Source organism: Fodinicola feengrottensis, from assembly GCF_010993775.1.
Lineage (GTDB): Bacteria > Actinomycetota > Actinomycetes > Mycobacteriales > HKI-0501 > Fodinicola > Fodinicola feengrottensis.
In genome coordinates this window covers 18,605-39,507 of record NZ_WOTO01000019.1, presented here as the reverse complement: position 1 = coordinate 39,507, position 20,903 = coordinate 18,605, and the positions used below count along the sequence as shown (strand labels likewise).

The following is a 20,903-nucleotide window of genomic DNA, read 5'->3' as shown; positions in this document are numbered from 1 at the left end:
CGCGGCGGCGGCCTTCCTGTTCCTGCGTCCCAGCGGCAGTCCCCGCGCGGCGGCGCCGAGCACCCCGGTGGCCCCGACCGGCTCGGCCGCGGCGGTCACGCCGGCCAGCCCCCACGCCCGGCCCGGTCCAGTCCGGCCCGTGCCCGCAGGCCGCGAGCACCCTCAAGCCGAAACTGATCGAGGCCGCCTACGCCGCGATCGGCGGCAGCGCGGTGGCCAAGAACGTGACCTTCGTCAACGGCCCGGTATGCGACGGCGGCTCGTACGCGTGGGGCCTGCTCAAGGCCCAGGACGCCGGCGGCGAACCGCTGGACCAGCTGGCGATGCTGTTCAAGGTGGACGGCGGCAAGGTCACCGTCCCGATATGGGCCGCCCAGTGCCTGCAGCCCGCCCAGTTCCCGGCCGGCGCCCCGGCCGGCTCCAAGCAGTCCCTGGCCTGCCAGGCATAGCGCTTTCGTACGCTCCGGCGGCTCGGCCCGCTCCCGCGGCGTTCCGCTCCCCATGACCTGCCAATGCCGTCGACTGCCGCACTTTGTCCCGCACTCGACGTCGAGTGCGGGACAAAGTGCGGCACTCAACGACCGAACCGACTAACTAAGCTCAACACCAATACGTGGGTACGACAGTTTCGCGCCGCAGTCGGTCAACGAAACCGACCTAGCAGGTGGCGGCGACCACTGACACGGCGGCGACGAGCATGCTCGTACGAGGGCCGAGGCCCAGTTCCGCGGCCGTGCCGAGATCGGCGAGCGTGTCCGTGTCCCGGCGCAGGGACGGCCACTCGCCGCCGAGTGCGACCGCGCCGGAAGCGACGTGGGCGGCCGCTGATCCGGAGCCGAAAGCGGGTCGAAGGGGCACTCCGGCCGACGCGGTGAGCAGCGCGGTGCCGGTGCCGGGGGTGTCGGCGACCACGGCGCGCTCGGCGATCCGGGCGGCGGCCAGGGCCGAGGCCAGCTCGGCTGGGCGCAGCGCCGGCCGGTCGCCGCCGAGGGCGGCCACGCCGTCCAAAGGGGCCAGCTCGGCGGCCACGGCGGCGCCGTACGTGAGGGGCCGGGGTTCAGGCCGGAATCCGGCACGTCCGGAACGCAGATCGCGCCGAGTTTGGCCAGTACGGGCCGATTTCATCATCGTCCGTCACCACGATCACCCGGCCCACCGCGGCGCAGGCGAGGGCGGCCGCGACGGTGTCGGCGGGATGGCTGGCTCACCAACTCGAGGTGACTGACTCCGGGCAGGCCTGGGCGCAGCCGGGTCTTGGCGTACGCGAGCCGTTTGACCGGTACGACGACCGACCATCGCAGTGACGACGACACCGTTTTTATTGTCCCACTCGAGCGATGTGACAGGCCGGAGACGGCCTCTGGGAGTTCCCAGCCGGCCTCTCAGGGTCCGCTCAGTCGTTTCATACGGCATTCACAGGCTTGCTCCATAGAAACGTGGAATGCAACGTCGCATCCGGCTGAAGCCGGCATGGGTAATCGCGGGTGTCGTCGTAGTCGTTGTTGCAGTCGGGGGCGGGGCTTGGGCCGTCACCACCGGGTCGAGCGCCAGCAGCAAACCCACATATCTCACTGCGAAGGTGGCCAAAACCACCGTCTCGGACACGGTCCAGGCGACCGGTACGGCCCAGGCCTCGCAGACCGTCGCGCTGTCCTTCGGCGGGTCTTCGAGCTCCAGCGGCGGCTCGTCCGGTGGCGGTGCCTCGGGCGGTTCCAGCGGCGGTACGTCGGGGGCCAGCGGCTCCAGCGGCGGCTCGTCCGGCGGGGTGTGTCGGCGTCCAGCGGTGCGGCGAAGGTGACGGCGGTGTCCGTCGCGGTGGGCGACACCGTCTCGGTCGGCGAGCAGCTCGCGACCGTCGACGCGACCAGCCAGCAGGCGCAGCTGACGCTCGCCAAGGCACAGCTCGCGCAGGCCCAGGCTGGTACGAGTACGAACTCGACCGGCCAGAGTGCCAGCGGTGGCTCATCCGGCGGGGGCGGCGGGTGGCGGCGGTCGTACGAGCACCACCAAACCGACCGGCGGCAAGCCGACGACGAAGAAGCCGACCCCCAAGCCGTCCAGCAGCCCGAGCGCGCACCCGACGCCGAGCCCCACCGCCCACCCCCCTGCCCGTCCGTCCGGCGATGAACACCGACTCGTACACAGTGGTCGATGTCGACACCACCGACGCCCAGCAGATCGCGATCCAGCAGGCCCAACAGGCCGTCGACCAGGCGCAGGCCGCGGTCGACGCGGCCACCCTAAAAGCGCGCCCTTCAGCGGCGTGGTGACCGCGGTCAACGTCAGTGTCGGCGTCCCGCCGCCCAGCTCCGACGCGGTGTCTGTACGTACCAGCACGATGACCGTGCAGGCGTCGGTGCCGGAGGCGGACGTCAGCCACATCTCGGCCGGCCAGTCCGCGAGCGTCACCTTCCCGGCACTGGGCAGCGGCTCGACCCCCGTCGACCGTGGTGTCCCGGCCGGTCGAGGCGAACACCAGCAGCGGTACGTCGTCGGTGGTCACCTTCCCGATCTCGCTTAGCCTCTCTTCGCTGCCGTCCGGCCTGCTGCCCGGGATGTCCGCGGACGTAAACGTCACGGTCACCTCGCACGCCAACGTGCTCGCGGTGCCGACCTCGGCGATTGGCGGCACCGACGACGCGCCGACCGTGCAGCTCATGGGCGGCGACGGCCAGCCGGTCACCACGCCGGTGGAGATCGGCCTGACCACCAGCCAGTTCACCGAGGTCGTGGTCGGTCTCACGGTCGGCCAGACGGTGGTCACCGGCGTGGTCAACCCGCAGCAGTCGACCGGTACGACCACCGGCGGGACTGGTGGCGGACGTACCGGCTTCGGCGGTGGCGCCGGCCTCGGTGGTGGCGGCGGGGGCTTCGGCACCGGCGGCACCGGCGGGCGTCGTACGGGCGGCACCGGTGGCAACTGATCCGTACCAGGCCGGCTACCAGCCGGTCGACCTTCAGGCCACGTACGAATACCCGGAAATGACCGCGCCCCCGGCGCCGGTGCTGCAGGCGATCCAGCTGACCCGTGACTACCAGGTGGGCGACGAGATCGTCCGAGCCGTCCGCGAGATCGACCTCGCCGTGCACCGTGGCGAGTCGGTCGCGGTGATGGGGCGTCGTCGCTCCGGCAAGTCAACGCTGCTGCACCTGCTCGGCTTGCTCGACCGGCCGACCGGCGGGCGGCTGCTGGTCGACGGCGTGGACACCGTCTCGCTGACCGACGACCAGCTGGCGGGCCTGCGCAACCGGGCCATCGGGTTCGTCTTCCAGAGCTTCAACCTGGTGGCGGGGGAGTCGGCGCTGGAGAACGTCGCCGCGCCTTTGGTCTATGCGCGCGTACGCCGGGCCGAGCGCCTGGAGCGGGCGACCGCGGCTCTGCTGGAGGTGGGCCTCGCCGATCGGTTGAAGCACGACCCGTCGCGGCTGTCCGGTGGCCAGCGTCAGCGGGTCGCGATCGCTCGCGCCCTGGTCACCCGGCCGCAGCTGCTGCTCGCGGACGAGCCGACCGGCAACCTGGACACCACCGCCGGAGCGTCGATCCTTCAGTTGCTCGCCCAGCTGCACGCGGACGGCATGACACTGGTGATGATCACCCACGACCCGGGGGTGGCCGCGATGGCCCCAGCCGGGTGCTGCAGCTCACCGACGGCCAGTTCACCGACCCGGCGCTCGCTGCGGGGTGGATGTGAGCCTCTTCGAAGCGCTCCGGCTTGCACTGCGCAGGCTGAGCGTCAACAAGCTCCGGACCGCGCTGACCGCGTTGGGCGTCATCATCGGCGTCGCCGCGGTGGTCGCGCTGCTCGGCGTCGGCGACGGCGCCCGTACGCAGCTCACCCAGGGCGTCGCCAGCCTCGGCACCAACCTCGTCTCGGTCCAGGCCGGGGCCGCCACCACCGGCGGCGTCCGCGGCGCGGCCGGTACGGCGACCACGCTGACCACCGACGACGCGACCGCGATCGGCGGGTTGCCGGGCGTGTCCGCTTTCGCTCCGGAGGTCTCGACCAACGCGCTGGTCGTACGTGGCCAGTCGAACACCACCACGACCGTCACCGGCACCACCGCCGCGGAGTCGCAGGTACGCGGCTACACGCTGCAGGTCGGCACGTTCATGAGCTCGCTGCTGGAGTACGACCGCAAACTGCCGGTGGCGGTTCTCGGGCCGACAACGGTGACGGACCTTGGTCTGACACCGGCGTCAGCGGTCGGCTCCAGCGTCAAAATCAACGGCATCCCGTTCACGGTCATCGGGGTCACCCAGCCCAAGGGCGGCGGCGGCATCAACCCGGACGACTACGTGCTCGTACCGCTGACCACCGCCGCCGACCGGCTGGTCGCCGGCGGGACGCTACGCTCGGTGTCCCTGTCGGTGTCCGACCCGTCGGTGACCACCTTCGTCAGCGCCGAGATCACCGCGCTGCTGCGCCAGCGGCACGGCATCGCCGGCACCGCGCAGGACGACTTCAGCATCGTCAGCCAGGACCAGCTGCTCGCGGTCGCCGACCAGCAGGCGTCCATCATCAGCAACTTCCTGATCGGCATCGCCGCCATCGCGCTGCTGATCGGCGGGATCGGCATCGCCAACACCATGTTGGTGGCCGTCCGCGAGCGGACCCGGGAGATCGGCACTCGCAAGGCCATCGGCGCCCGCCAGCGCGACCTGCGGCTGCAGTTCCTGGTGGAGGCGGTGCTGGTCACCATCGGCGGTGCGATCGTCGGGGCCGTCATCGGCGCGATCGCCACCAGCCTGGTCGGCCGCGCGATCAACGTGTCCGCGCACGCCAGCCTCACCGGCGTCGGGATCGCCGTCGCGGCCGCGCGTCGTGGTGGGCATCCTGGCCGGCTACTGGCCGGCCCGGCAGGCCGCCCGGCTCGACCCGGTCGAGGCCCTCCGGCACGAATGACCTCGTCACAACAAGGAGAGAAAAGACCATGTCCCAGCCACCCGTGAACCCACCCACGCCGACCGGTCCGCTCGGCGGCCAGCCCGTACCTCCGCCACCTGCCGCCGCGCCGCAGCCCGGCCCGTATGCCGTCGCGCCGGCGCAGCCCGGCATCGTGGGCAGCACGGTGGGCGGCCCGAAGCCGGCTGGCGGCGCCCGCAAGCAAGCCGCTGATCATCACGGCGCGGTCGTCCTCGCCGTGGTGCTCTTCGGCGGCGGTTTCGCGAGTGGTCGGTTCACCGCGCCGACCGGCTTGCAGCGCGGCCAGTTCCGCGGCGGGGAGGGCTTCCCGAACGGCGGCGGCACGCGCGGGGGGCGGCGGTGCTGGTGGCGGGCAGGGCGCGGGACAGGGCGGTGGCGGCCAGGGTTTTGGCGGCGGCCGGAACGTGGCCCTCACCGGCACCGTCACCTCGGTGTCCGGCAACACCGTGGTGATCACCACCCGGGCCGGCAACGTGACCGTCACGCTCGCCGCTGGCGGCAAGGTCTACACGTCCACGCCCGGTGCGATCACCAATCTCAAACCCGGCGACAACATCTCGGTCGCCAGCCAGCCCGGCAGCACCGGCACCTCGCGTACGGCTTCGCAGATCACCGTTCTCCCGGCCCCCAACGGCAACTAACTGCCCGCTGTGGTTGTCCGCATGGCGCCGTGCGTGTGTCCAACGCACGCACGGCGCCTATGCGGACAATCCCGCGTACGCAAAGCTGGGCGCCCGCCTCGACAGTGGCGTACGGGGTGGGTGATGATCGGGCGATGCCGATGGGTGTGTCGACTGGGGTGACGGGCGCGTGACGCGGGTGCGGCGGGGGGGGTTGGCTGGGACTGGCGATCGCCGTCCTCAAGCCGGCCATCTTGGTGATGACCAGGCACGAATGGCGCGGGCAGGAGCTGATCCCGCCGGACGGCGCGGTGGTGGTCACCAACCACATCTCCAAGATCGACCCGCTGGTGCTCGGGCACTTCATCGTGGACCTGCCCCGGAACCCGCGTTTCCTGGCCAAGGACACGCTGTTCCACAAACCGTTCATCGGGATGGTTTTTCGCGGCGCGCACCAGATTCCGGTCCACCGCAACAGTGCCGACGCGGCCAAGGCGCTGGCCGCCGCGGTCGACGCGGTGGCCGACGGCAGCCTGGTCCTGATGCACCCCGAGGGCACTTGTACGAAGGATCCCGACCTCTGGCCGATGAAAGGCAAGACTGGCGCGGCCCGGCTCGCGCTGCTGTGTCCGGCGCGCCGATGATCCCGGTCGTGCAGTGGGGCGCGCAACGCATCCACCACCCGGTCACCGGCAAGTTCCGGCCGCGGTGGCGTACGCCGGTCACCGTTGTCGTCGGTGAGCCGATCGACCTCAGCGAATACGCCGATCGCCCGGTGACCGTCGAGCTGCTGGACGAGCTCACCGAGAAGACCATGCTCCGGCTGCGCGAGATGCTGGCCGAGATCCGTGGCGTACCGGCGCCGACCGGTCCGCTGTTCACCCTGCCCAAGGCCGGCCGGAAGCGGGAAGCCACTTCATGACGACGCACAGCGCGGTGCTCGGAGCCGGCTCGTGGGGTACGACGTTCGCCAAGATCCTCGCCGAGGCCGGCAACCACGTGACGTTGTGGGCTCGCCGGCCGGAGGTGGCGGACGCGATCAACGCCTCGCACCGGAACGAGGAATACCTGCCCGGCATCGGGTTGCGGCCACCCTGACCGCGACCACGGACGCCCAGGAGGCGATCACCGGCGCTGACCTGGTGGTGCTCGCGATCCCGTCCCAGACGCTGCGCGGGCAGCTGGAGGGATGGCGTGCGGCAATCGACGCCGAGGCGACCCTGGTGAGCCTGATGAAGGGCATCGAGCTCGGCACCACCATGCGGATGAGCGAGGTGATCGTCGAGGTCACCGGGGTGTCGCAAGACCGGGTCGCGGTCGTCTCGGGCCCGAACCTGGCCCACGAGCTGGCCGACCGGCAACCAGCCGCGACCGTCATCGCCTGCACCGACAGCGGCCGGGCGAAGCGGCTGCAGCGTACGACGACGACTCCTTATTTCCGCCCGTACACGAATGTCGACGTGCTTGGCTGCGAGCTCGGTGGCGCGGTGAAGAACGTGATCGCGCTGGCTTGCGGGATGGCCGAGGGGATGGGTTTCGGCGACAACACCAAGGCGTCGCTGATGACCCGCGGACTCGCCGAGACCGCTCGGCTCGGGCAGGCGCTGGGCGCCGATCCGCAGACCTTCGCCGGCCTGGCCGGGCTCGGTGACCTGGTGGCCACCTGCTCCTCGCCGCTGTCCCGCAACCACTCCTTCGGCGTACGGCTGGGCCAGGGCGCCAGCCTCGCCGAGGCGACCGCGGCCACCAGGACCGCGGAGGGCGTGAAGAGCTGCCGGTCGATCCTGGACCTGGCGATCAAGGCGGGCGTCGACATGCCGTTGACCGAACAGGTCGTCCGGGTCTGTCACGCCAGCGTGCTGCCGGCGGTCGCGGTGAAGCAGTTGATGGGCCGCGAGACCAAATCGGAGACGGCGTGATCTCGGTCGATGGCACCGCGCCGGACAGCACCTGGGGTGACGGCACTCGGGTGGTCACCGGTGGCGCGTCGCCGGCTGAGCCGGGCCAGCCGCTGATCCCCAGCCCGGTCTTCGCGGCGCCCTTCCACCTCGGTGACCAGCCGGTGGGTACGGCCGACGGCTACGCCCGGATCAGCCATCCGTCGATCCGTGCGTACGAGCGGGCGCTGGCCGGCCTGGACGGTGGCCCGGTGGTCGCCTTCCCCACCGGGATGGCGGCGATTTCGGCCCTGTTGCTGGATTTCCTGCGTCCGGGCGAGGTGCTCGTGCTGCCCAGTGACGGGTATTACACGACCCGTACCCTCGCCGCCAACCACCTGGCGCCCCGCGGTGTCGAGGTCCGTGAGGTGCCCACCGCCGGCGACTATCTGAGCGCGCTGGCCGGTGCTGCGCTGGTGCTGCTGGAGACGCCTTCGAACCCCGGCCTGGACGTGTGCGACATCGCCGAGATCGCCGCCGCCGCGCACCGCGAAGGCGCGCGCTGGTGGCGGTTGACAACACCACCGCCACCCCGCTCGCTCGGGCAGCTGCCGCTGGCGCTGGGCGCGGACTTCGCGGTCTACAGCGACACCAAGGCCATCGCCGGGCACTCCGACCTGCTGCTGGGCCACGTCGCCTGCGCGACCCAGGACCTCGCCGACCGGCTCTCGCTCTGGCGCCGGCTCGCCGGCGCGATGCCCGGCCCCTTCGAGGTCTGGCTCGCGCACCGCTCACTAGGCACCCTCGACCTGCGGCTGGGCCGACAGGCGCAGAACGCGCTCGCCCTGATCCCGGTACTGTCCGAGACCCCGGGGGTGACCGGCCTGCGCTATCCCGGCTGGCCGGCGGACCCCGCGTACGAGCTGGCCAGCCGCCAGATGCGCCGGCACGGCGGCGTCCTGTCCTGTCCTTCGCCCTCCCCTCGGCCGCCGCGGTCGCCCGCTTCGTCGCCGCCTCCCACCTGGTCGCCGCCGCCACCTCCTTCGGCGGCCTGCACTCCACCGCCGACCGCCGCGCCCAATGGGGTCCCGGCGACGCCGTCCCCGAGGGCTTCGTCCGCTTCTCCGCCGGCTGCGAAGACCCCAGCAGACCTCATCGCTGACGTAACAGCGGCCCTGGAACACGCGCTCACCTGATCTCGCCCCGAAGTCACCCTCCGGGACGCTCGGTGTTGATCTTGGTTAGTTGGCCCGTACATAACGGGCATCAGTCCGGAATGTCTTTTTCGTACCGACCAACTAAACAAGATCAACAACGCAAACCACCGATAGTGACCGGTCAGACCCGGTCCGCGCCGATAGCGACGCCGACGATCATGCAGGTCTCGGTGCCATGGTTGCGCCAGGCGTGCCGGGTGCCGTTCTGGACGACCACGTCACCGGCCCGCAACACCGTCCGCTCGCCGTCGTCGAGTTCCAGGGTGACCTCGCCGGAGACAATCAGGACGTAGTCGAGGCTGTCCGTGGTGTGCATCCCTGGCGCGTCGGGCTCCATGGCGGCCATCGCGCCCGGCATTTGCCGCTCCAGTTCGGCCAAAGCCGCGGCCGTGTCGACATTCGTCGGCGGGACCAGCTCGCCGGGCGGGATCGTGTTGATCATGAAACGCGATCCGTCTCGGGGCGGGTAGTATGCCTCGGCGCGGTGTGGCGAGCGTCGTCCGGGAGCGTGGGTCGCTCATCGCGGCCCCACAGCCGGTAGGCCGCACAGTCGGGCATCAGCCCGGAAGTGATCGGCTCGACATCGCGGTCGTCGACGACGCGGGCCTTGCCTTGGAAGTCGTGGCCAGTGACCACTCGGCGAACCTTCATGTGCTCCATCCCTACCTCCTTAATACTGCACAGTATGGATACGCCACCGTATCCTGCAGTCGTCGAACTGGTCAATACGGTGGCGTATCCTGCTGGCCATGGTGAACGAGTCGACCCGGCTGTCCGCCCAGGACTGGGCGCGGGCCGCGCTGAAGGCGATGGCGGACGGCGGGTTGGCCGCGGTCGCGGTCGAACCACTGGCGCGGACGCTCGGCGTGACCAAGGGAAGTTTCTACGCGCACTACCGGAGCCGGGACGAGCTGATCGCGGCGGCTCTCGCGGAGTGGGTACGAAGTCACGGCGACGACGGACTTGTCGAATTCACCGCGATCGCCGATCCGGCGCGCGGCGGCTGCGCGAGCTCCTCGTCACTGTCGTGCACGCCGCTCGGCCGCTGGCGCCCTCGGTGCACCTGAGCCTGCTCGGCGACCGCAATGATCCTCGGGTCAGGGACGCGGTGGGTCAGGTGAACCAGGCTCGGCTGCGGGTCCTGACCAGCACCTACCGCGAACTCGGCCTGCCACCGGACCGCGCCGCGTCTCGGGCACGGGTCGCTTACGCGGCCATCCTCGGGCTGTCGCAGCTGGCCCAAACCGATCCAGCGGCCCCACGATCGGACGTGCTCGCCGACGAGGCGGTCGCGGTCTTCTTGTCGCCGTGACAGGCACCGCACGTCGTTACAATCGGATTCCGATTGTGCGCGCCGTGGTGATGTCGTAGGCCGTCATCGCCGCGGCGAGTTGTCGAGCGTCCGCTGGTTTTGTCGCGTCGTAGCCGGTGAGCGTACGAATGCGGCCGAGCCGGTAGGTGAGGGTGTTCCGGTGGATGTTGAGCGCTACAGCGGCCGCGCCGCGGTTGTAGCCGGTGGTGATGAAGGACCGCAGAGCCTCGATGAGATGCGGATGTTCCCGCAATGGCGCCAAAATATCGGCGAGGCTGGTGCGGGCCGGGCTCGGCTGGGCGAGTTGGTATTCGATGGCGAGGTCGGCCAACCAGTAGACGCCCGGTCCGCGGTGCAGATTTTCGGCCAGCGTAAGAATTTCGGTGGCCTCCTGGTGGGCGGCCGGGATACCGGAGTGGTCCGGCGCGGCCGCGGCGCCGGCCGTGCAGGATGACCGCGCGGCCTGGTCGATCCGGCCGAGCAGTTGGCCGACCCGGGCTGCCGGGCCGGGGACCAGCAGCACTCCGCCGTCTCGTTCGAAGGTTGCGAGAACGTCGTGCTCTGCGTCGAGTTTGCTTTGGACCGTACGGAAAAGCTCGGTGGCCGCTCGGCTGCCCGCCGCCGCCTCGACGCCCGGGAGGTGGAACACGACGACGTGATAGCGGTCCGCGAGCTTGCGTCCCGATCGCTCGGCGGCGCGGTGCGCGGGACGGCCGGCGAGCAGCGTACCGGCCCAGGTTCTGCCGGCTTTCGCGCTGTTCCCAGTCGATCGCCTCGCGTTCGCGCAAATACGCGGCGGCGACCCTGGGCATCACGATGGTGAGGAAATCCAGGATCCTGGCGCCGAGATCAGGCAGATCCAGGCCGTCCTGCCGGATCGCGAAAGTCCACGCGTCGCGAGCCCCGAGCGGATAGATCTGCAGGACCGCGTCCAGCGGCAGGCCGTCCCTGGCCCGCTCGGCGCCCCATGCGACCGGGAGCGCCAGCTCTTCCTCAGTAGGTGCCCGTTTCGCAGCGAGGGTGCTGAAAAACAGCTCCAACACCGCGCGGGCGTTGGCGACCAGGTCTCCCTCCAGGACGCTCTGGGGGAGCAGTTGGTACGCCGGGATCTCGGTCGCGCAGTGCGCGATCATCTCGGTCGCGATCTCATCGATCAGCGGCCACAGCACGTCCGCCGCATTGGGTGGCTCCCACTCCATCCCGCATTGTCGCCATGCACAAACCCAGAAGGCAAGTCCTCGGTACGTTTAAAAGCCGGTCGCGATAGTCGCGACCGGCTGTGACGAAGGTGCGGGCGATCAGCCCGGCGAGCCCAGGACGCAGACCGCGATCGGCGTCGCGTTTGCCGGGTCGAGCGCGTTGTCGATCAGGTGCCAGACATTCAGGTCGTACGCCTCGCCGATGTGCCCGACCGGGTCGAAGGGGCAGAAATCCTGGACGTACCAGTTGGTGACCCCGGGCTCGCGGACGAAGGAATTCTCCGTCGGCGTCACGAGCTCGTCGGTACGAGACGTGAGGATCGTGTATTTCACGCCTGGCTGGGCGACCGGTCCGTCGTTGAGCGCCACGACGGCCGATCCGCCGGTCAGCTCGTCGGCGAACACCGGCATTCCCAGCGTTTTCACGATCTGGTCGAATTCGGCTTTGCCGCCGGGCAGGATTTTCTCCGCCAACGTCAGCAAACCCGAGGCGGTGGCGCCCTTGGTCGGCGGCGCGAGCGCGACCACCCGGTTGATGTGGCTGGAGATGCCCTCCATCTTGGTCACGTAAAGGGACTGCAGCCCGCCCTCGGAATGGCCGACGATGTCGACCTTCGCGGCACCGGTGTTGGCCCGTACCTGCTCGATGTAGTTCTTGATTTCCACCGCCGACTGGGCGATCGGCGCCAGCCCGCCGACCAATGGGAATTGCGGATAAGCGCCGTACGTCAAGGAAAACGTGCAGTAGCCCTTGCTGGCGAGATCGGCCTGGAAGAAGTTCAGATCTTCGTAGTAGGTGGCGAAAGTCCCGTGCAGCAACACGACCGGGTCCGGATGGGCAGCGCTTGGCCGGCACGAGAAGTCGTTGTTCCCACCGGTCGCTGCCTGCGCCGCGCGCGCCGCCGCGGCGACCGCGCCGACGCCCAGCCCAGCGCGAGGGCCACCGTCAGTGCCAGCCCCGCTCGTACGAACCACCGTTTCATGCTTCCTCCAGGGCCGGGACGTGCGCGGTTTAAGCACAGGATGCTCCCTTTGTGACCTGCGGCACTACTGGCAGTAGGCGCAGAAAACCGCGGCCGGGGTTTGTGCACGGTGACAGTCCGAGCAGTGGGCGGGGTCGAGTAGCCGACAGGCCGGCGGGGGCCGCCGGGTAGGGTCGCAGCGATGAGCGATGGACCGGTGGGTGGGCAGCGAAAGATCCGGGTCGCGGTGATCTTCGGGGGCCGCAGCACCGAGCACGGTGTGTCGGCCCTGAGCGCCTCCAGTGTGCTCGCGGCACTGGCCGGCAGCGACGAGATCGAGGTCGTACCGGTCGGCATCACCCGCCGCGGCCAGTGGATGCTCACCAGCGGCGACCCGAAGGAACTGGCCCAGAGCGGCCGGGAGATGCCCGAGGTGTTGACCGGCACCGAGGTCGTGTTGCCCGCCGACGCGCAGACTCGCGGGCTGCTCGCCGTACGCCCGGAAGAGGGCGTCGTCGCGGCGCTGTCCGACGTGGACGTGGTCTTCCCGTGTGCTGCACGGCGCTTATGGCGAGGACGGCACGATCCAGGGGCTGCTGGAGATGGCCGACATCCCGTACGTCGGGGCCGGTGTGCTCGCGTCCGCGGTCGCCATGGACAAGGAGTATGCGAAGAAGCTGCTCGCCGCCGAGGGGCTGCCCAGCGGCCCGTACGCGGTGCTGCGGCCGCACGAGAAGACGCTGAGTGAGAGCGAGCGGGAGCGGCTCGGCCTGTCGGCCTTCGTGAAGCCGGCCCGCGGTGGTTCCAGCATCGGCATCAGCCGGATCACCGACTGGTCCGAGCTGGAGACGGCGATCGCGACCGCTCGCGCGGTCGACCCGAAGGTCCTGGTGGAGGCCGCGATCATCGGCCGGGAGATCGAATGTGGCGTGCTGGAGGGCGAGGACGGCGGGCCGCCGGAGGCCAGCCTGCCGTCCGAGATCCGGGTGGTGGGGTCGCGGCAGGGTTGGTACGACTTCGACACCAAGTATCTGGACGACGCGACCGAGTTCGACATCCCGCCGAACCTGCCGGCCGATCTGATCGCGGAGATTCGCGAGACGGCGTGCGTGCCGGGCGTTCACCGCGCTGGACGGCGCCGGGCTCGCGCGGGTCGACTTCTTCCTCACTTCCGAGAACGAGCTGATCGTCAACGAGATCAACACACTGCCCGGCTTCACGCCGATCTCGCAGTTCCCGAAGATGTGGGAAGCCACCGGCCTCCCGTATCCGGCGCTGGTCGCCCGCCTGGTCCGTACGGCCCTTCGCCGCGGCACCGGCCTGCGCTGACCGGCTGAATCAGACCGAGTCGCGGACCATGCCTTCGAGGCGGTTCTGGGCGGCCTGGTAGTCGGGATGGTCGCGCATGGCGGCGGCGAGCCGTACGTGCCCCAGGGCTTCCGGATAGCGGCCCTGGCGCTCCAACGTACGACCAAGGACGAAGCGGGCCCAGTGGTCGGCGGGAGCGACCTCGACGAGCTGGCGGAGGGTCTCCTCGGCGCGGTTGAGCTGCGCGGAGTGGAAGTACGCCTGCGCGAGGGTGGTCAGCACCTGCGCGTTGGACGGGTGTTCGGCAGCCACCGGCTCGAGGATGCGGGCGGCCTCGGCGGGCTGGCCGGCGGTCCGGAAGAGCTCGGCGCGCGCGTAGACCTCGGCGGCGCTGTCGCTGCCGTTCCCGTTGGCGAAGGGCGCCTGGTGGGTCATGAGTCCTCCCTCGCTTGAAGTCCCGCTCACCAAGATCGACGCCCGGAGGGATCCGGGCGTCGATCGGCGAAGCTGACGTGGCGTATGGGTGAACAGTGAGTCTGCCGCCGGAATTCCGGTCGCGCTAGCGGCTCGGCGACGGATGTGGTGAAGCGCTGGCGGGGACGGTACGCGCGATCGGTGTCGACAGGGTGGCGATCGGGTCGGAGGGGTTGCCCTTGGCGGCCGGCACGGTGATCTCGATAGGGACCTCCCGGTCGACGCTGGTGAAGACGACGGTGCTGCTGCCGACGGCGTGGCCGTACCAAGTCACCCCGTTGATCGCCAGCAGCTGCGCGTCGGGTGGGTACGTGACGGGCGCGACTCCGCAGCGCATGACGACCGGCGGATCACCCCAAGCGACCACTCGCTCCGGCGCCGTGTGTCACCGCACGGGAGTGCTGGCCGTTGAGGGTGATCGGCAACGCGCCGATCGCTTTGCCGCAGACCGCGGTCGAGGCGGCCGACGCGCTCGGCGGCGCGGTGACCGGCACCGGACCAGAGGCAGCGGGGCTCGGGCTCGCCGCCGGCGACGGGACCGACGCCGAGCGGAAGGCGAAGAAGGCGAGTCCCGCCACCACGGCTACCGGCAGAGCGACGAAGGCCGCCGTACGGGCCGCGCCGCGGCGAGTGGGGGGCAGGGGTGGACGGGGAAGGCACGCAAGCAAGAAAACCAGGTGCTAGAGATGCACCACCGAGCAGGTCAGGGTCCGCGTGATGCCCGGCACGTTCTGTACTCGACTCACTACAACTGCCCAGCTCGTCGACGGTCTCGGCCTCGGTGAGGACGATGACGTCGTACGGGCCGGTGACCGAGTCCACCTTCGACACGCCGCCGATATCGGCGATCGTGGCGGCGACGTCGCGGGCCTTGCCCACCTCGGTCTGGATCAGGATGTACGCCTGGACCACCGGGACGCTCCTTGTCGTCGACTCCGCTTCCAACGATCGGACGCTACCGTATGCGCGTTGTCCGGTGATCGGATGCAGGCACTTCGGCGGCCGGGAGGGTCAGTGTCGGTGGGGGAGCTCGGCGAGTTTGGCTTGATTGCGGGGATTTTGGCCAGGTTGCCACAGGGGGCGAGCAGCCTGTTAGGGCCCGGTGACGATGCCGCTGTGGTGCGCGCCACTGACGGCCGGGTGGTCGTCAGCACCGACCTGATGCTGGAGGGCCGGCACTTTCGCCGCGACTGGTCGTCCGGCCGGGACGTGGGCCACAAGCTGGCCGCGGCCAATCTGGCCGACATCGTCGCGATGGGCGCGACCCCGACCGCGCTGGTGGTGGGGCTCGCGTGCCCAGCGGACACCGCGGTGGACTGGGTGAACGACTTCGCCGACGGGCTGCGCGAGGAGTGCGCCCTGGTGGGCGCTTCGGTGGTCGGCGGGGACGTCTCGCGGGCGGATGTGATCATGCTCTCGGCGACCGCTTTGGGCGACCTCGCCGGGGTGCCGCCGGTGACCAGGGCCGGCGCACGGGCCGGCGACGCCGTCGCGGTCGCTGGCAGGTTGGGGCACGCGGCGGCCGGCATAACGGTGCTTACCCGTGGATTCCGGTCGCCTCGAATGTTGGTGGAGGCCCATCGTCGGCCGCAGCCGCCGTACGCCGCCGGGCCGCAGGCCGCCGCGGTGGGGGGGGACGACCGCGATGTGTGACGTGAGTGATGGGCCTGCTCGCCGACGCCAGCCACCTGGCGGATGCTTCCGGGGTGTCGATCGACCTGCGTTCGGGCGCCTTCCCGGTGCCCGAAACCCATGGCGAACGCGGCGAACGCGCTGGGGCACGACGCCCTGCGCTGGATCCTGACCGGCGGCGACGACCACGCGCTGCTGGCCACCTTCGCGCCGGCGGTGCCGCTGCCAGCGGGCTGGATCCGGGTCGGAGAGGTCCTGGAAGCCGGCGAGGACGGGCCTGCCGTGACCGTCGACGGCGGCCCGTACGACGGCCCCCAAGGTCACGACCACTTCGCCCGATGACGCTCGCGCACATCCGCGTCGAGGCGGTGGCGTACGACGACGTGGTCGCCGCTGGACTGCGGGCCGAGTTGATGGCGGACCTCAGCTGCCGCTACGGGGACCAGGACGGTGATGCCACCGCCGTACGCTCAGCGGAGTTCACGCCGCCCCTGGGCGTCTTCCTGGTCGGCTGGCTGGCCAACCGTCCGGTGGGGTGCGCTGGCTGGCGTACGGTTGGCGAGAACGCTGAGCTCAAGCGGATGTGGGTGCGTCCCGAAGCGCGCGGCAAGGGCCTTTCGCGAGGACCCTGCTCGCGGCCGTCGAGGAGTCCGCTCGGCAAGCCGGCCGGGCAAGGATGATCCTGGAGACCGGACTGGCCCAGCCGGAAGCCATCGCGCTGTACGAAAAAGTGCCGGCTACCAGCGGATCCCGGACTTCGGCCACTACGCCAACGAACCAGCCGTCCGCTCGTACGGCCGCAGCCTCTAAGCCCAGACGGGCTCGTACCGAGGGCCGAGCGCCGGACAGCCAATAAGGAACGCGTCCAGAGGCCCCTGATTCGTGCCGTGAGCGGCATTGACGATCGCGGCCCGCAAAATACTGCGGAAAGAAATACGAAGTGCCGTTGGTGACGACCCACGATCGCGGGCCGCTGTCCGCGGGCCCGTCGATCGACTTCAGAAAACTCCGGAAACCGGAGTGTTAGCCGCGGGAGACCTTGCCGGCCTTCAGGCACGAAGAGCAGACATTCAGCTTCTTGGTGGTGCCGCCGCCAGCGGGGGTCCGCACCGACTGGATGTTCGGGTTCCAGCGCCGGTGGGTCCGACGGTGGGAGTGCGAGACCGACATGCCGAAGCCCGGCCCCTTGCCACAAACGTCGCACACGCTAGCCACTTTGCAACTCCAGAACATTAGGTTCGAGCTCAGACGATAAGAAGGCCCGCGTCACAACTCGCCGCAGGCAACCGGTCAAGCCTAACCGGCCGTACGAGCGATGGCCAAACCGGGTCGCCCCCAGCCTCCACGCGCGAGGGGGATCGCGAGGGGATGAGGCATGAGCGAGGCTCGCGGATAGGCTCTGACACCGTGTTGACCAGCCCGTCTCCCGCAGCCGCCGATGGCGTGTTCGACGCGGCCCACGCGCGCCGGTGGTGTGCGGCGGGGCTGGCCAAGCTGCGGCGGCACCGAGACGAGATCAACGGGCTGAACGTGTTCCCGGTGCCGGACGCGGACACCGGTACGAACCTGGTGCTCACGATGCGGTCGGCGTGCCGGTCGTTGGCCGACGCGGGGGAGTCGGACCGAGTCGGTGAGGTTCTCCGGGCGGCCGCCCGCGGTGCGTTGCTGGGGGCGCGCGGGCAACTCCGGGGTGATCGTCGCCGAGTTTCTGCGTGGGCTGGCCGACGCGCTCGCCGGTCACACGGTGGCCACGCCGGTGGAGTTGGCGGCGGCTTTCGGTACGGCCGCGGACGCCTGCTTCGCGGCGGTCGAAGAACCGCTGGACGGGACGATCTTGTCGGTGGCGCGCGCGGCTGCCGAAGCGGCCATAAAGACCACCACCGATCTGGTCGAGGTCTGCGAGGCCGCCGCGCGTGGAGCCGCCGAAGCCCTCGCTCGTACGCCCGACCAGCTCGCGGCGCTCGCCGGCGTGGTCGACGCTGGCGGCAGGGGATTGGTGGTGCTCCTGGAGGCGTTGAGCGTGGTCGCGGCCGGCGGCTCGATCTTGGCCGAGGAGCCCGAGCCCGAGGACGAGCCGGCGCCGGCCGGCCGGCCGGTCGCACCTGCGTACGAGGTCCAATACCTGCTGGACACCGACGCGCCGGCGGTCGAGGTGCTGAGGCGACAGTTGGCGGCGCTGGGTGACTCGCTGGCCGTCGTACGGGCCGATGCCGAGCGCGGGACGTGGAACGTCCATGTCCACGTGGACGACGTGGGTGCCGCGATCGAGGCAGGCGTGGAAGCCGGTCGGCCGCACCGGATCTCGGTCACCCGGTTCGCCGACCAGCTCGACCACGCACCGCACGCCGGGCACGTCCACCAGCCCGAGCCGCCACCTGGCCGCGCGGCACTGTTGATCATGCCCGGCCCGGGCCTCGCGGACGTGCTCACCGAGGCTGGCGCGACCGTCCTGCAAGTGCCCGAGAGCAGGCCGCTGACCAGCGACGACGTACGAGCCGCAGTCGATGCCACCGGCGCCTGGGAGGTCATCGTGGTGTGCTTGAGCGGCAAGAACACCGCCGAGAGGCCGGTTACGCGCCGGTCGAGGCGGCGGCCGCGAGCGCACGCTCCGATGGCCGGCTGATCGCGGTCGTACCAGTCGCCTCGCCCGTCCAGGCGCTGGCTGCGGCCGCTGTCTACGACCCGGTCAGGCGGTTCGACGACACCGTTATCGCGATGGCCGAGACGGCCGGCGCGACCCGCTGGGCCGAGCTGGTGGTGGCCGCGAAGGAGTCCCTGACGGTCGCCGGCCGGGCCCGCGCCGGGGATGTGGTGGCGCTGGTGGAGGGCGAGGTCATCGCGGTCACCGACGGCCCGGCCGCCGCGGCCCTGGCAGGCGCGCTGACCGATCTGGTGGACCGGCTGCTGGGCGCCGGGGGCGAGCTGGTCACCGTGGTCACCGGCGCGGACGCGACCGAGGGTCTGGGTGCGTTGGTTGAGGAGCACGTACGAGCCCGCTGGCCGCTGGCCGAAGTCCAGGTGATCGACGGCGGGCAGCCCTCCCGGCCCGTTCTTGTCGGGGTGGAATGACAAACTCTTAGCCGTTATGCATTCGATGGAGACGCCGCTGCGGACCGTGCTGGGGAACAGCACGGCTAAGAAGCTTGCCGATCGGCTGGACATGCACACGGTCAGCGACCTGATGCACCACTTCCCCCGGCGCTATGCCGAGCGTGGCGAGCACACCGATCTGGGTTCCCTGGAGGTGGGGGAAGAGGTCACCGTGCTGGCGCAGGTGCAGGCGATGAACGAGCGGCAGACGTTCACCTCGCGGGCGAAGGGGAACTCCCGGCTGCAGATCGCCGAGGTCACCGTGGGGGACGGCCGGAGCAAGCTCAAGCTGACCTTCTTCAACCAGAAGCAGCGGATGAGGCAGCTCCAGGTCGGCACGTGGGCGCTGTTCGCCGGCAAGGTGACCCGTTTCAACAACAACCTGCAGATCACCAACGCCGAGTTCAACGCGTTGGATCCGCTGGAGTTGCTCGACCCGGATTTCGCGGACAATCCCGAGGCGGCCGCCAAGGAGGCCGTGGAGGTGTTCGCCGGCGAGCTCATCCCGGTCTATCCAGCCACCGCGAAGGTGCAGACCTGGGCGATCGCGCGATGTGTGCAGGTGACGCTGGCGACCATGGAGCCGCCGCTGGACCCGCTGTCGGTGGCGCTGCTGCGGCGCCGCGCCGCGGCCTGCTCGACCTGAACACCGCGCTGCGGGAGATCCACCGGCCCTCCAGCCGTGGCCTGCTGCAGAGGGCGAAAAAGCGCGGCTGGCCTTCGACGAGGCGCTGGCCTTGCAGATCACGCTGGCCCAGCGCCGGCATGAGGCGCGAGCGCACCCGACGGCGCCACGCCCGGGCGTACGAGGTGGATTGCTGGACGCGTTCGACGCGCGGCTGCCGTTCACCCTGACCGGGGGCCAGCGGGAGATCGGCGAGGTGGTGTCGCGTGAGCTCACCGACTCATATCCGATGCACCGGCTGCTGCAGGGCGAGGTGGGCTCCGGCAAGACCGTGTGCGCGCTCCGGGCGATGTTGCAGGTGGTCGACTCGGGCGGGCAGGCCGCCCTGCTGGCACCGACCGAAGTGTTGGCGAGCCAGCATGCCCGCTCGCTGCGCAAGCTGCTCGGACCGTTCGCGATGGCCGGTGAGCTGGGCGCCGTCGAGCACGCCACCCGCATCACGTTGGTGACCGGGAAGAGCTCTATGACGGCCGCGGCCCGGCGAAATGCCGAGCTGGAAGTCTTCAGCGGCGAGGCCGGCATCGTGGTGGGGACGCACGCGCTGCTGACCGACGCCGTCCAGTTCGCCGACCTCGGGCTGGTGGTCGTCGACGAGCAGCACCGCTTCGGCGTCGAGCAGCGGGACGCCCTGCGCGCCAAGTCCAAGCTGCCCCCGCACGTGCTCGTGATGACCGCGACCCCGATCCCTCGGACCGTGGCGATCACCGTCTACGGCGACCTCGAGGTGTCGGCCCTGGCTGAGCTGCCGGCCGGCCGCGCCGGCATCACCACACACGTCGTGCCGGCCGGTGACCAGCGCTGGATGGACCGGACCTGGAAGCGGGTCCGGGAAGAGGTCGCCGCCGGCCGCCAGGCTTACATCGTCTGCCCCCGGATCGGCGAAGAGACCGGCGGCACCGGCGGGCCCGAGGATGACCTGGAGATCCCCGCCGATCTCGATCAGGAGCAGTCCGAGAAGCGTGAGCTGCTGGCCGTGCTGGATGTCGCGCCGATGCTGATGGAGGGCCCGCTCGCCGGGCTGCGCTGCGCGATCCTGCACGGCCGGATGTCCGCCGACGAGAAGGAGGCGGTGATGACCGCGTTTGGCGCCGGCAAACTCGACGTACTGATCGCCACCACCGTCATCGAGGTCGGCGTCGACGTGCCCAACGCCACCGTCATGGTGGTGCTCGACGCGGACCGCTTCGGCGTGAGCCAGCTGCACCAGCTGCGTGGCCGGGTCGGCCGCGGTGGCGCGCCCGGGCTCTGCCTGCTGGTCACCGGGACGGCCCCGGAAACCCCGACCGGGCAGCGGCTGAAGAGCGTCGCTGAAAACATTGACGGCTTCAAGCTGGCCAGGATTGACCTGGAGCAGCGTCGCGAGGGCGACGTGCTGGGCGCCCTGCAGTCGGGGCGGCGATCGCAGCTCAAACTGCTGTCGCTGCTGCGCGATCACGACCTGATCCAGGAGGCCCGAGACGAGGCCACCGCGATTGTGGAGGCAGACCCGAGCCTGTCTGACCACCAGCCCCTGGCCGCCGCCGTGCGCGCCTTCCTGGACCCCGACTCCGCCGACTACCTGTCCAAGGGCTGACCGGCGAGCCGGACCAAGGTCAGTAGGCT

General features: G+C 70.4%; 30 protein-coding genes and 5 pseudogenes. 27 read left to right on the top strand and 8 right to left on the bottom strand.

The annotated features are described in order from the left end of the window. Window positions 1-212: 212 nt before the first annotated feature. Window positions 213-449, top strand: a complete 237-nt coding sequence (locus GNX96_RS18830; protein WP_163569090.1) for a hypothetical protein — start codon at window positions 213-215, stop codon at window positions 447-449. Between the two features lie 208 nt (window positions 450-657). On the opposite strand, the gene GNX96_RS18825 is transcribed toward GNX96_RS18830, so the two are convergent. Further along, on the bottom strand, window positions 658-1,128 hold the full coding sequence (locus GNX96_RS18825) for a glycosyltransferase family protein (protein WP_279580786.1): 471 nt from the start codon (window positions 1,126-1,128) through the stop codon (window positions 658-660). A gap of 451 nt (window positions 1,129-1,579) precedes the next feature. Between GNX96_RS18825 and GNX96_RS53075 the strand changes: the two genes are divergently transcribed. The 12 genes and pseudogenes from GNX96_RS53075 (at window position 1,580) to GNX96_RS18770 (ending at window position 8,618) form a co-directional block, all read left to right on the top strand. Next, on the top strand, window positions 1,580-1,798 hold the full coding sequence (locus GNX96_RS53075; protein ID WP_279580785.1) for a hypothetical protein: 219 nt from the start codon (window positions 1,580-1,582) through the stop codon (window positions 1,796-1,798). Between the two features lie 5 nt (window positions 1,799-1,803). After that, window positions 1,804-2,127 (top strand): hypothetical protein, encoded by a 324-nt coding sequence (locus tag GNX96_RS18815; RefSeq protein WP_279580784.1) that lies wholly within the window; start codon window positions 1,804-1,806, stop codon window positions 2,125-2,127. Next, window positions 2,124-2,270: a hypothetical protein gene (locus GNX96_RS18810; RefSeq protein ID WP_163569088.1), complete on the top strand. Its 147-nt coding sequence runs from the start codon at window positions 2,124-2,126 to the stop codon at window positions 2,268-2,270. Before GNX96_RS18815 ends, GNX96_RS18810 begins: the two co-directional genes overlap by 4 nt. Further along, window positions 2,267-2,521, top strand: coding sequence for a hypothetical protein (locus GNX96_RS18805; protein ID WP_163569087.1), 255 nt, complete (start codon window positions 2,267-2,269; stop codon window positions 2,519-2,521). Before GNX96_RS18810 ends, GNX96_RS18805 begins: the two co-directional genes overlap by 4 nt. Further along, the gene (locus GNX96_RS18800) at window positions 2,451-2,924 is read left to right on the top strand and encodes a hypothetical protein (RefSeq protein WP_279580783.1); all 474 of its coding nucleotides are present in this window, start codon (window positions 2,451-2,453) and stop codon (window positions 2,922-2,924) included. Before GNX96_RS18805 ends, GNX96_RS18800 begins: the two co-directional genes overlap by 71 nt. Before the next feature lie 58 nt (window positions 2,925-2,982). Then, a pseudogene (locus GNX96_RS53070) lies at window positions 2,983-3,450 on the top strand (ABC transporter ATP-binding protein); the annotation flags it as partial. 238 nt (window positions 3,451-3,688) lie between these two features. After that, complete coding sequence (locus GNX96_RS18790) at window positions 3,689-4,951, top strand: ABC transporter permease (protein WP_163569085.1); 1,263 nt, start codon at window positions 3,689-3,691, stop codon at window positions 4,949-4,951. Between the two features lie 78 nt (window positions 4,952-5,029). Then, window positions 5,030-5,566 carry a hypothetical protein gene (locus tag GNX96_RS18785; RefSeq protein WP_163569084.1) on the top strand — a complete coding sequence of 179 codons (537 nt, stop codon included), beginning with the start codon at window positions 5,030-5,032 and terminating at the stop codon, window positions 5,564-5,566. Window positions 5,567-5,805: 239 nt separating this feature from the next. Then, window positions 5,806-6,189 carry a lysophospholipid acyltransferase family protein gene (locus GNX96_RS53065; protein ID WP_279580782.1) on the top strand — a complete coding sequence of 128 codons (384 nt, stop codon included), beginning with the start codon at window positions 5,806-5,808 and terminating at the stop codon, window positions 6,187-6,189. Further along, on the top strand, window positions 6,186-6,467 hold the full coding sequence (locus GNX96_RS53060; protein ID WP_279580781.1) for a hypothetical protein: 282 nt from the start codon (window positions 6,186-6,188) through the stop codon (window positions 6,465-6,467). The genes GNX96_RS53065 and GNX96_RS53060 overlap by 4 nt, the downstream gene beginning before the upstream one ends. Then, window positions 6,464-7,464 (top strand): annotated as a pseudogene (locus GNX96_RS18775) (NAD(P)H-dependent glycerol-3-phosphate dehydrogenase). Before GNX96_RS53060 ends, GNX96_RS18775 begins: the two are co-directional and overlap by 4 nt. After that, window positions 7,461-8,618: a PLP-dependent transferase gene (locus GNX96_RS18770; protein ID WP_279580780.1), complete on the top strand. Its 1,158-nt coding sequence runs from the start codon at window positions 7,461-7,463 to the stop codon at window positions 8,616-8,618. Before GNX96_RS18775 ends, GNX96_RS18770 begins: the two are co-directional and overlap by 4 nt. Before the next feature lie 142 nt (window positions 8,619-8,760). Here the strand turns inward: GNX96_RS18770 and GNX96_RS53055 are convergent, their stop codons facing one another. Beyond that, window positions 8,761-9,081, bottom strand: coding sequence for a cupin domain-containing protein (locus tag GNX96_RS53055; RefSeq protein WP_279580779.1), 321 nt, complete (start codon window positions 9,079-9,081; stop codon window positions 8,761-8,763). Next, window positions 9,078-9,299, bottom strand: coding sequence for a hypothetical protein (locus GNX96_RS53050; RefSeq protein ID WP_279580778.1), 222 nt, complete (start codon window positions 9,297-9,299; stop codon window positions 9,078-9,080). The genes GNX96_RS53055 and GNX96_RS53050 overlap by 4 nt, the downstream gene beginning before the upstream one ends. An 89-nt stretch (window positions 9,300-9,388) precedes the next feature. Here GNX96_RS53050 and GNX96_RS53045 point away from each other — a divergent pair, with 89 nt between their 5' ends. Continuing rightward, window positions 9,389-9,706, top strand: coding sequence for a TetR/AcrR family transcriptional regulator (locus GNX96_RS53045; protein WP_279580777.1), 318 nt, complete (start codon window positions 9,389-9,391; stop codon window positions 9,704-9,706). Continuing rightward, window positions 9,697-9,951, top strand: a complete 255-nt coding sequence (locus GNX96_RS53040) for a hypothetical protein (protein WP_279580776.1) — start codon at window positions 9,697-9,699, stop codon at window positions 9,949-9,951. The genes GNX96_RS53045 and GNX96_RS53040 overlap by 10 nt, the downstream gene beginning before the upstream one ends. A gap of 16 nt (window positions 9,952-9,967) precedes the next feature. On the opposite strand, the gene GNX96_RS18755 is transcribed toward GNX96_RS53040, so the two are convergent. After that, window positions 9,968-10,600, bottom strand: coding sequence for a PucR family transcriptional regulator (locus GNX96_RS18755; RefSeq protein ID WP_163569083.1), 633 nt, complete (start codon window positions 10,598-10,600; stop codon window positions 9,968-9,970). Window positions 10,601-10,625: 25 nt separating this feature from the next. On the opposite strand from GNX96_RS18755, the gene GNX96_RS18750 reads away from it, so the two are divergent. Further along, on the top strand, window positions 10,626-11,234 hold the full coding sequence (locus tag GNX96_RS18750; RefSeq protein WP_163569082.1) for a hypothetical protein: 609 nt from the start codon (window positions 10,626-10,628) through the stop codon (window positions 11,232-11,234). 15 nt (window positions 11,235-11,249) lie between these two features. Here GNX96_RS18750 and GNX96_RS18745 read toward each other — a convergent pair whose 3' ends face one another. Continuing rightward, window positions 11,250-12,125 (bottom strand): esterase/lipase family protein, encoded by an 876-nt coding sequence (locus GNX96_RS18745; protein ID WP_279580775.1) that lies wholly within the window; start codon window positions 12,123-12,125, stop codon window positions 11,250-11,252. Between the two features lie 204 nt (window positions 12,126-12,329). On the opposite strand from GNX96_RS18745, the pseudogene GNX96_RS64030 reads away from it, so the two are divergent. Beyond that, a pseudogene (locus GNX96_RS64030) lies at window positions 12,330-13,441 on the top strand (D-alanine--D-alanine ligase family protein). A 9-nt stretch (window positions 13,442-13,450) separates the two neighbouring features. Here GNX96_RS64030 and GNX96_RS18735 read toward each other — a convergent pair. Together GNX96_RS18735 and GNX96_RS18730 are read right to left on the bottom strand one after the other, a co-directional pair. Then, the gene (locus GNX96_RS18735; RefSeq protein WP_163569081.1) at window positions 13,451-13,855 is read right to left on the bottom strand and encodes a tetratricopeptide repeat protein; all 405 of its coding nucleotides are present in this window, start codon (window positions 13,853-13,855) and stop codon (window positions 13,451-13,453) included. Window positions 13,856-13,979: 124 nt separating this feature from the next. Then, window positions 13,980-14,264 (bottom strand): annotated as a pseudogene (locus GNX96_RS18730) (DUF3515 family protein); the annotation flags it as partial. Window positions 14,265-14,308: 44 nt separating this feature from the next. Here GNX96_RS18730 and GNX96_RS18725 point away from each other — a divergent pair. From GNX96_RS18725 to GNX96_RS53015, 5 genes are all read left to right on the top strand, one after another. Then, a complete protein-coding gene (locus GNX96_RS18725; RefSeq protein ID WP_163569079.1) occupies window positions 14,309-14,578 on the top strand; it encodes a hypothetical protein in 270 nt (89 codons plus the stop codon). Window positions 14,579-14,611: 33 nt separating this feature from the next. Continuing rightward, window positions 14,612-15,547 (top strand): thiamine-phosphate kinase, encoded by a 936-nt coding sequence (locus GNX96_RS18715; protein ID WP_452124486.1) that lies wholly within the window; start codon window positions 14,612-14,614, stop codon window positions 15,545-15,547. Between the two features lie 99 nt (window positions 15,548-15,646). Beyond that, complete coding sequence (locus tag GNX96_RS53020) at window positions 15,647-15,868, top strand: hypothetical protein (RefSeq protein WP_279580773.1); 222 nt, start codon at window positions 15,647-15,649, stop codon at window positions 15,866-15,868. Continuing rightward, window positions 15,865-16,206: a GNAT family N-acetyltransferase gene (locus GNX96_RS18710; RefSeq protein WP_279580772.1), complete on the top strand. Its 342-nt coding sequence runs from the start codon at window positions 15,865-15,867 to the stop codon at window positions 16,204-16,206. Before GNX96_RS53020 ends, GNX96_RS18710 begins: the two co-directional genes overlap by 4 nt. Further along, complete coding sequence (locus GNX96_RS53015) at window positions 16,110-16,382, top strand: GNAT family N-acetyltransferase (RefSeq protein WP_390624062.1); 273 nt, start codon at window positions 16,110-16,112, stop codon at window positions 16,380-16,382. The genes GNX96_RS18710 and GNX96_RS53015 overlap by 97 nt, the downstream gene beginning before the upstream one ends. 167 nt (window positions 16,383-16,549) lie before the next feature. On the opposite strand, the gene rpmB is transcribed toward GNX96_RS53015, so the two are convergent. Continuing rightward, on the bottom strand, window positions 16,550-16,741 hold the full coding sequence (gene rpmB, locus GNX96_RS18705; RefSeq protein ID WP_163569078.1) for a 50S ribosomal protein L28: 192 nt from the start codon (window positions 16,739-16,741) through the stop codon (window positions 16,550-16,552). A gap of 153 nt (window positions 16,742-16,894) precedes the next feature. Between rpmB and GNX96_RS64025 the strand changes: the two are divergent. The 5 genes and pseudogenes from GNX96_RS64025 to GNX96_RS18695 all read left to right on the top strand — a co-directional run. Continuing rightward, a pseudogene (locus GNX96_RS64025) lies at window positions 16,895-17,146 on the top strand (hypothetical protein); the annotation flags it as partial. Between the two features lie 10 nt (window positions 17,147-17,156). Beyond that, window positions 17,157-18,149 (top strand): DAK2 domain-containing protein, encoded by a 993-nt coding sequence (locus GNX96_RS53010; RefSeq protein WP_279580770.1) that lies wholly within the window; start codon window positions 17,157-17,159, stop codon window positions 18,147-18,149. Next, on the top strand, window positions 18,062-18,595 hold the full coding sequence (locus GNX96_RS53005) for a hypothetical protein (protein ID WP_279580769.1): 534 nt from the start codon (window positions 18,062-18,064) through the stop codon (window positions 18,593-18,595). The genes GNX96_RS53010 and GNX96_RS53005 overlap by 88 nt, the downstream gene beginning before the upstream one ends. 25 nt (window positions 18,596-18,620) lie before the next feature. Next, the gene (locus tag GNX96_RS61205) at window positions 18,621-19,262 is read left to right on the top strand and encodes an ATP-dependent DNA helicase RecG (RefSeq protein WP_313885700.1); all 642 of its coding nucleotides are present in this window, start codon (window positions 18,621-18,623) and stop codon (window positions 19,260-19,262) included. A 91-nt stretch (window positions 19,263-19,353) separates the two neighbouring features. After that, window positions 19,354-20,874 carry an ATP-dependent DNA helicase RecG gene (locus tag GNX96_RS18695; protein WP_313885699.1) on the top strand — a complete coding sequence of 507 codons (1,521 nt, stop codon included), beginning with the start codon at window positions 19,354-19,356 and terminating at the stop codon, window positions 20,872-20,874. Window positions 20,875-20,903: the final 29 nt, after the last annotated feature.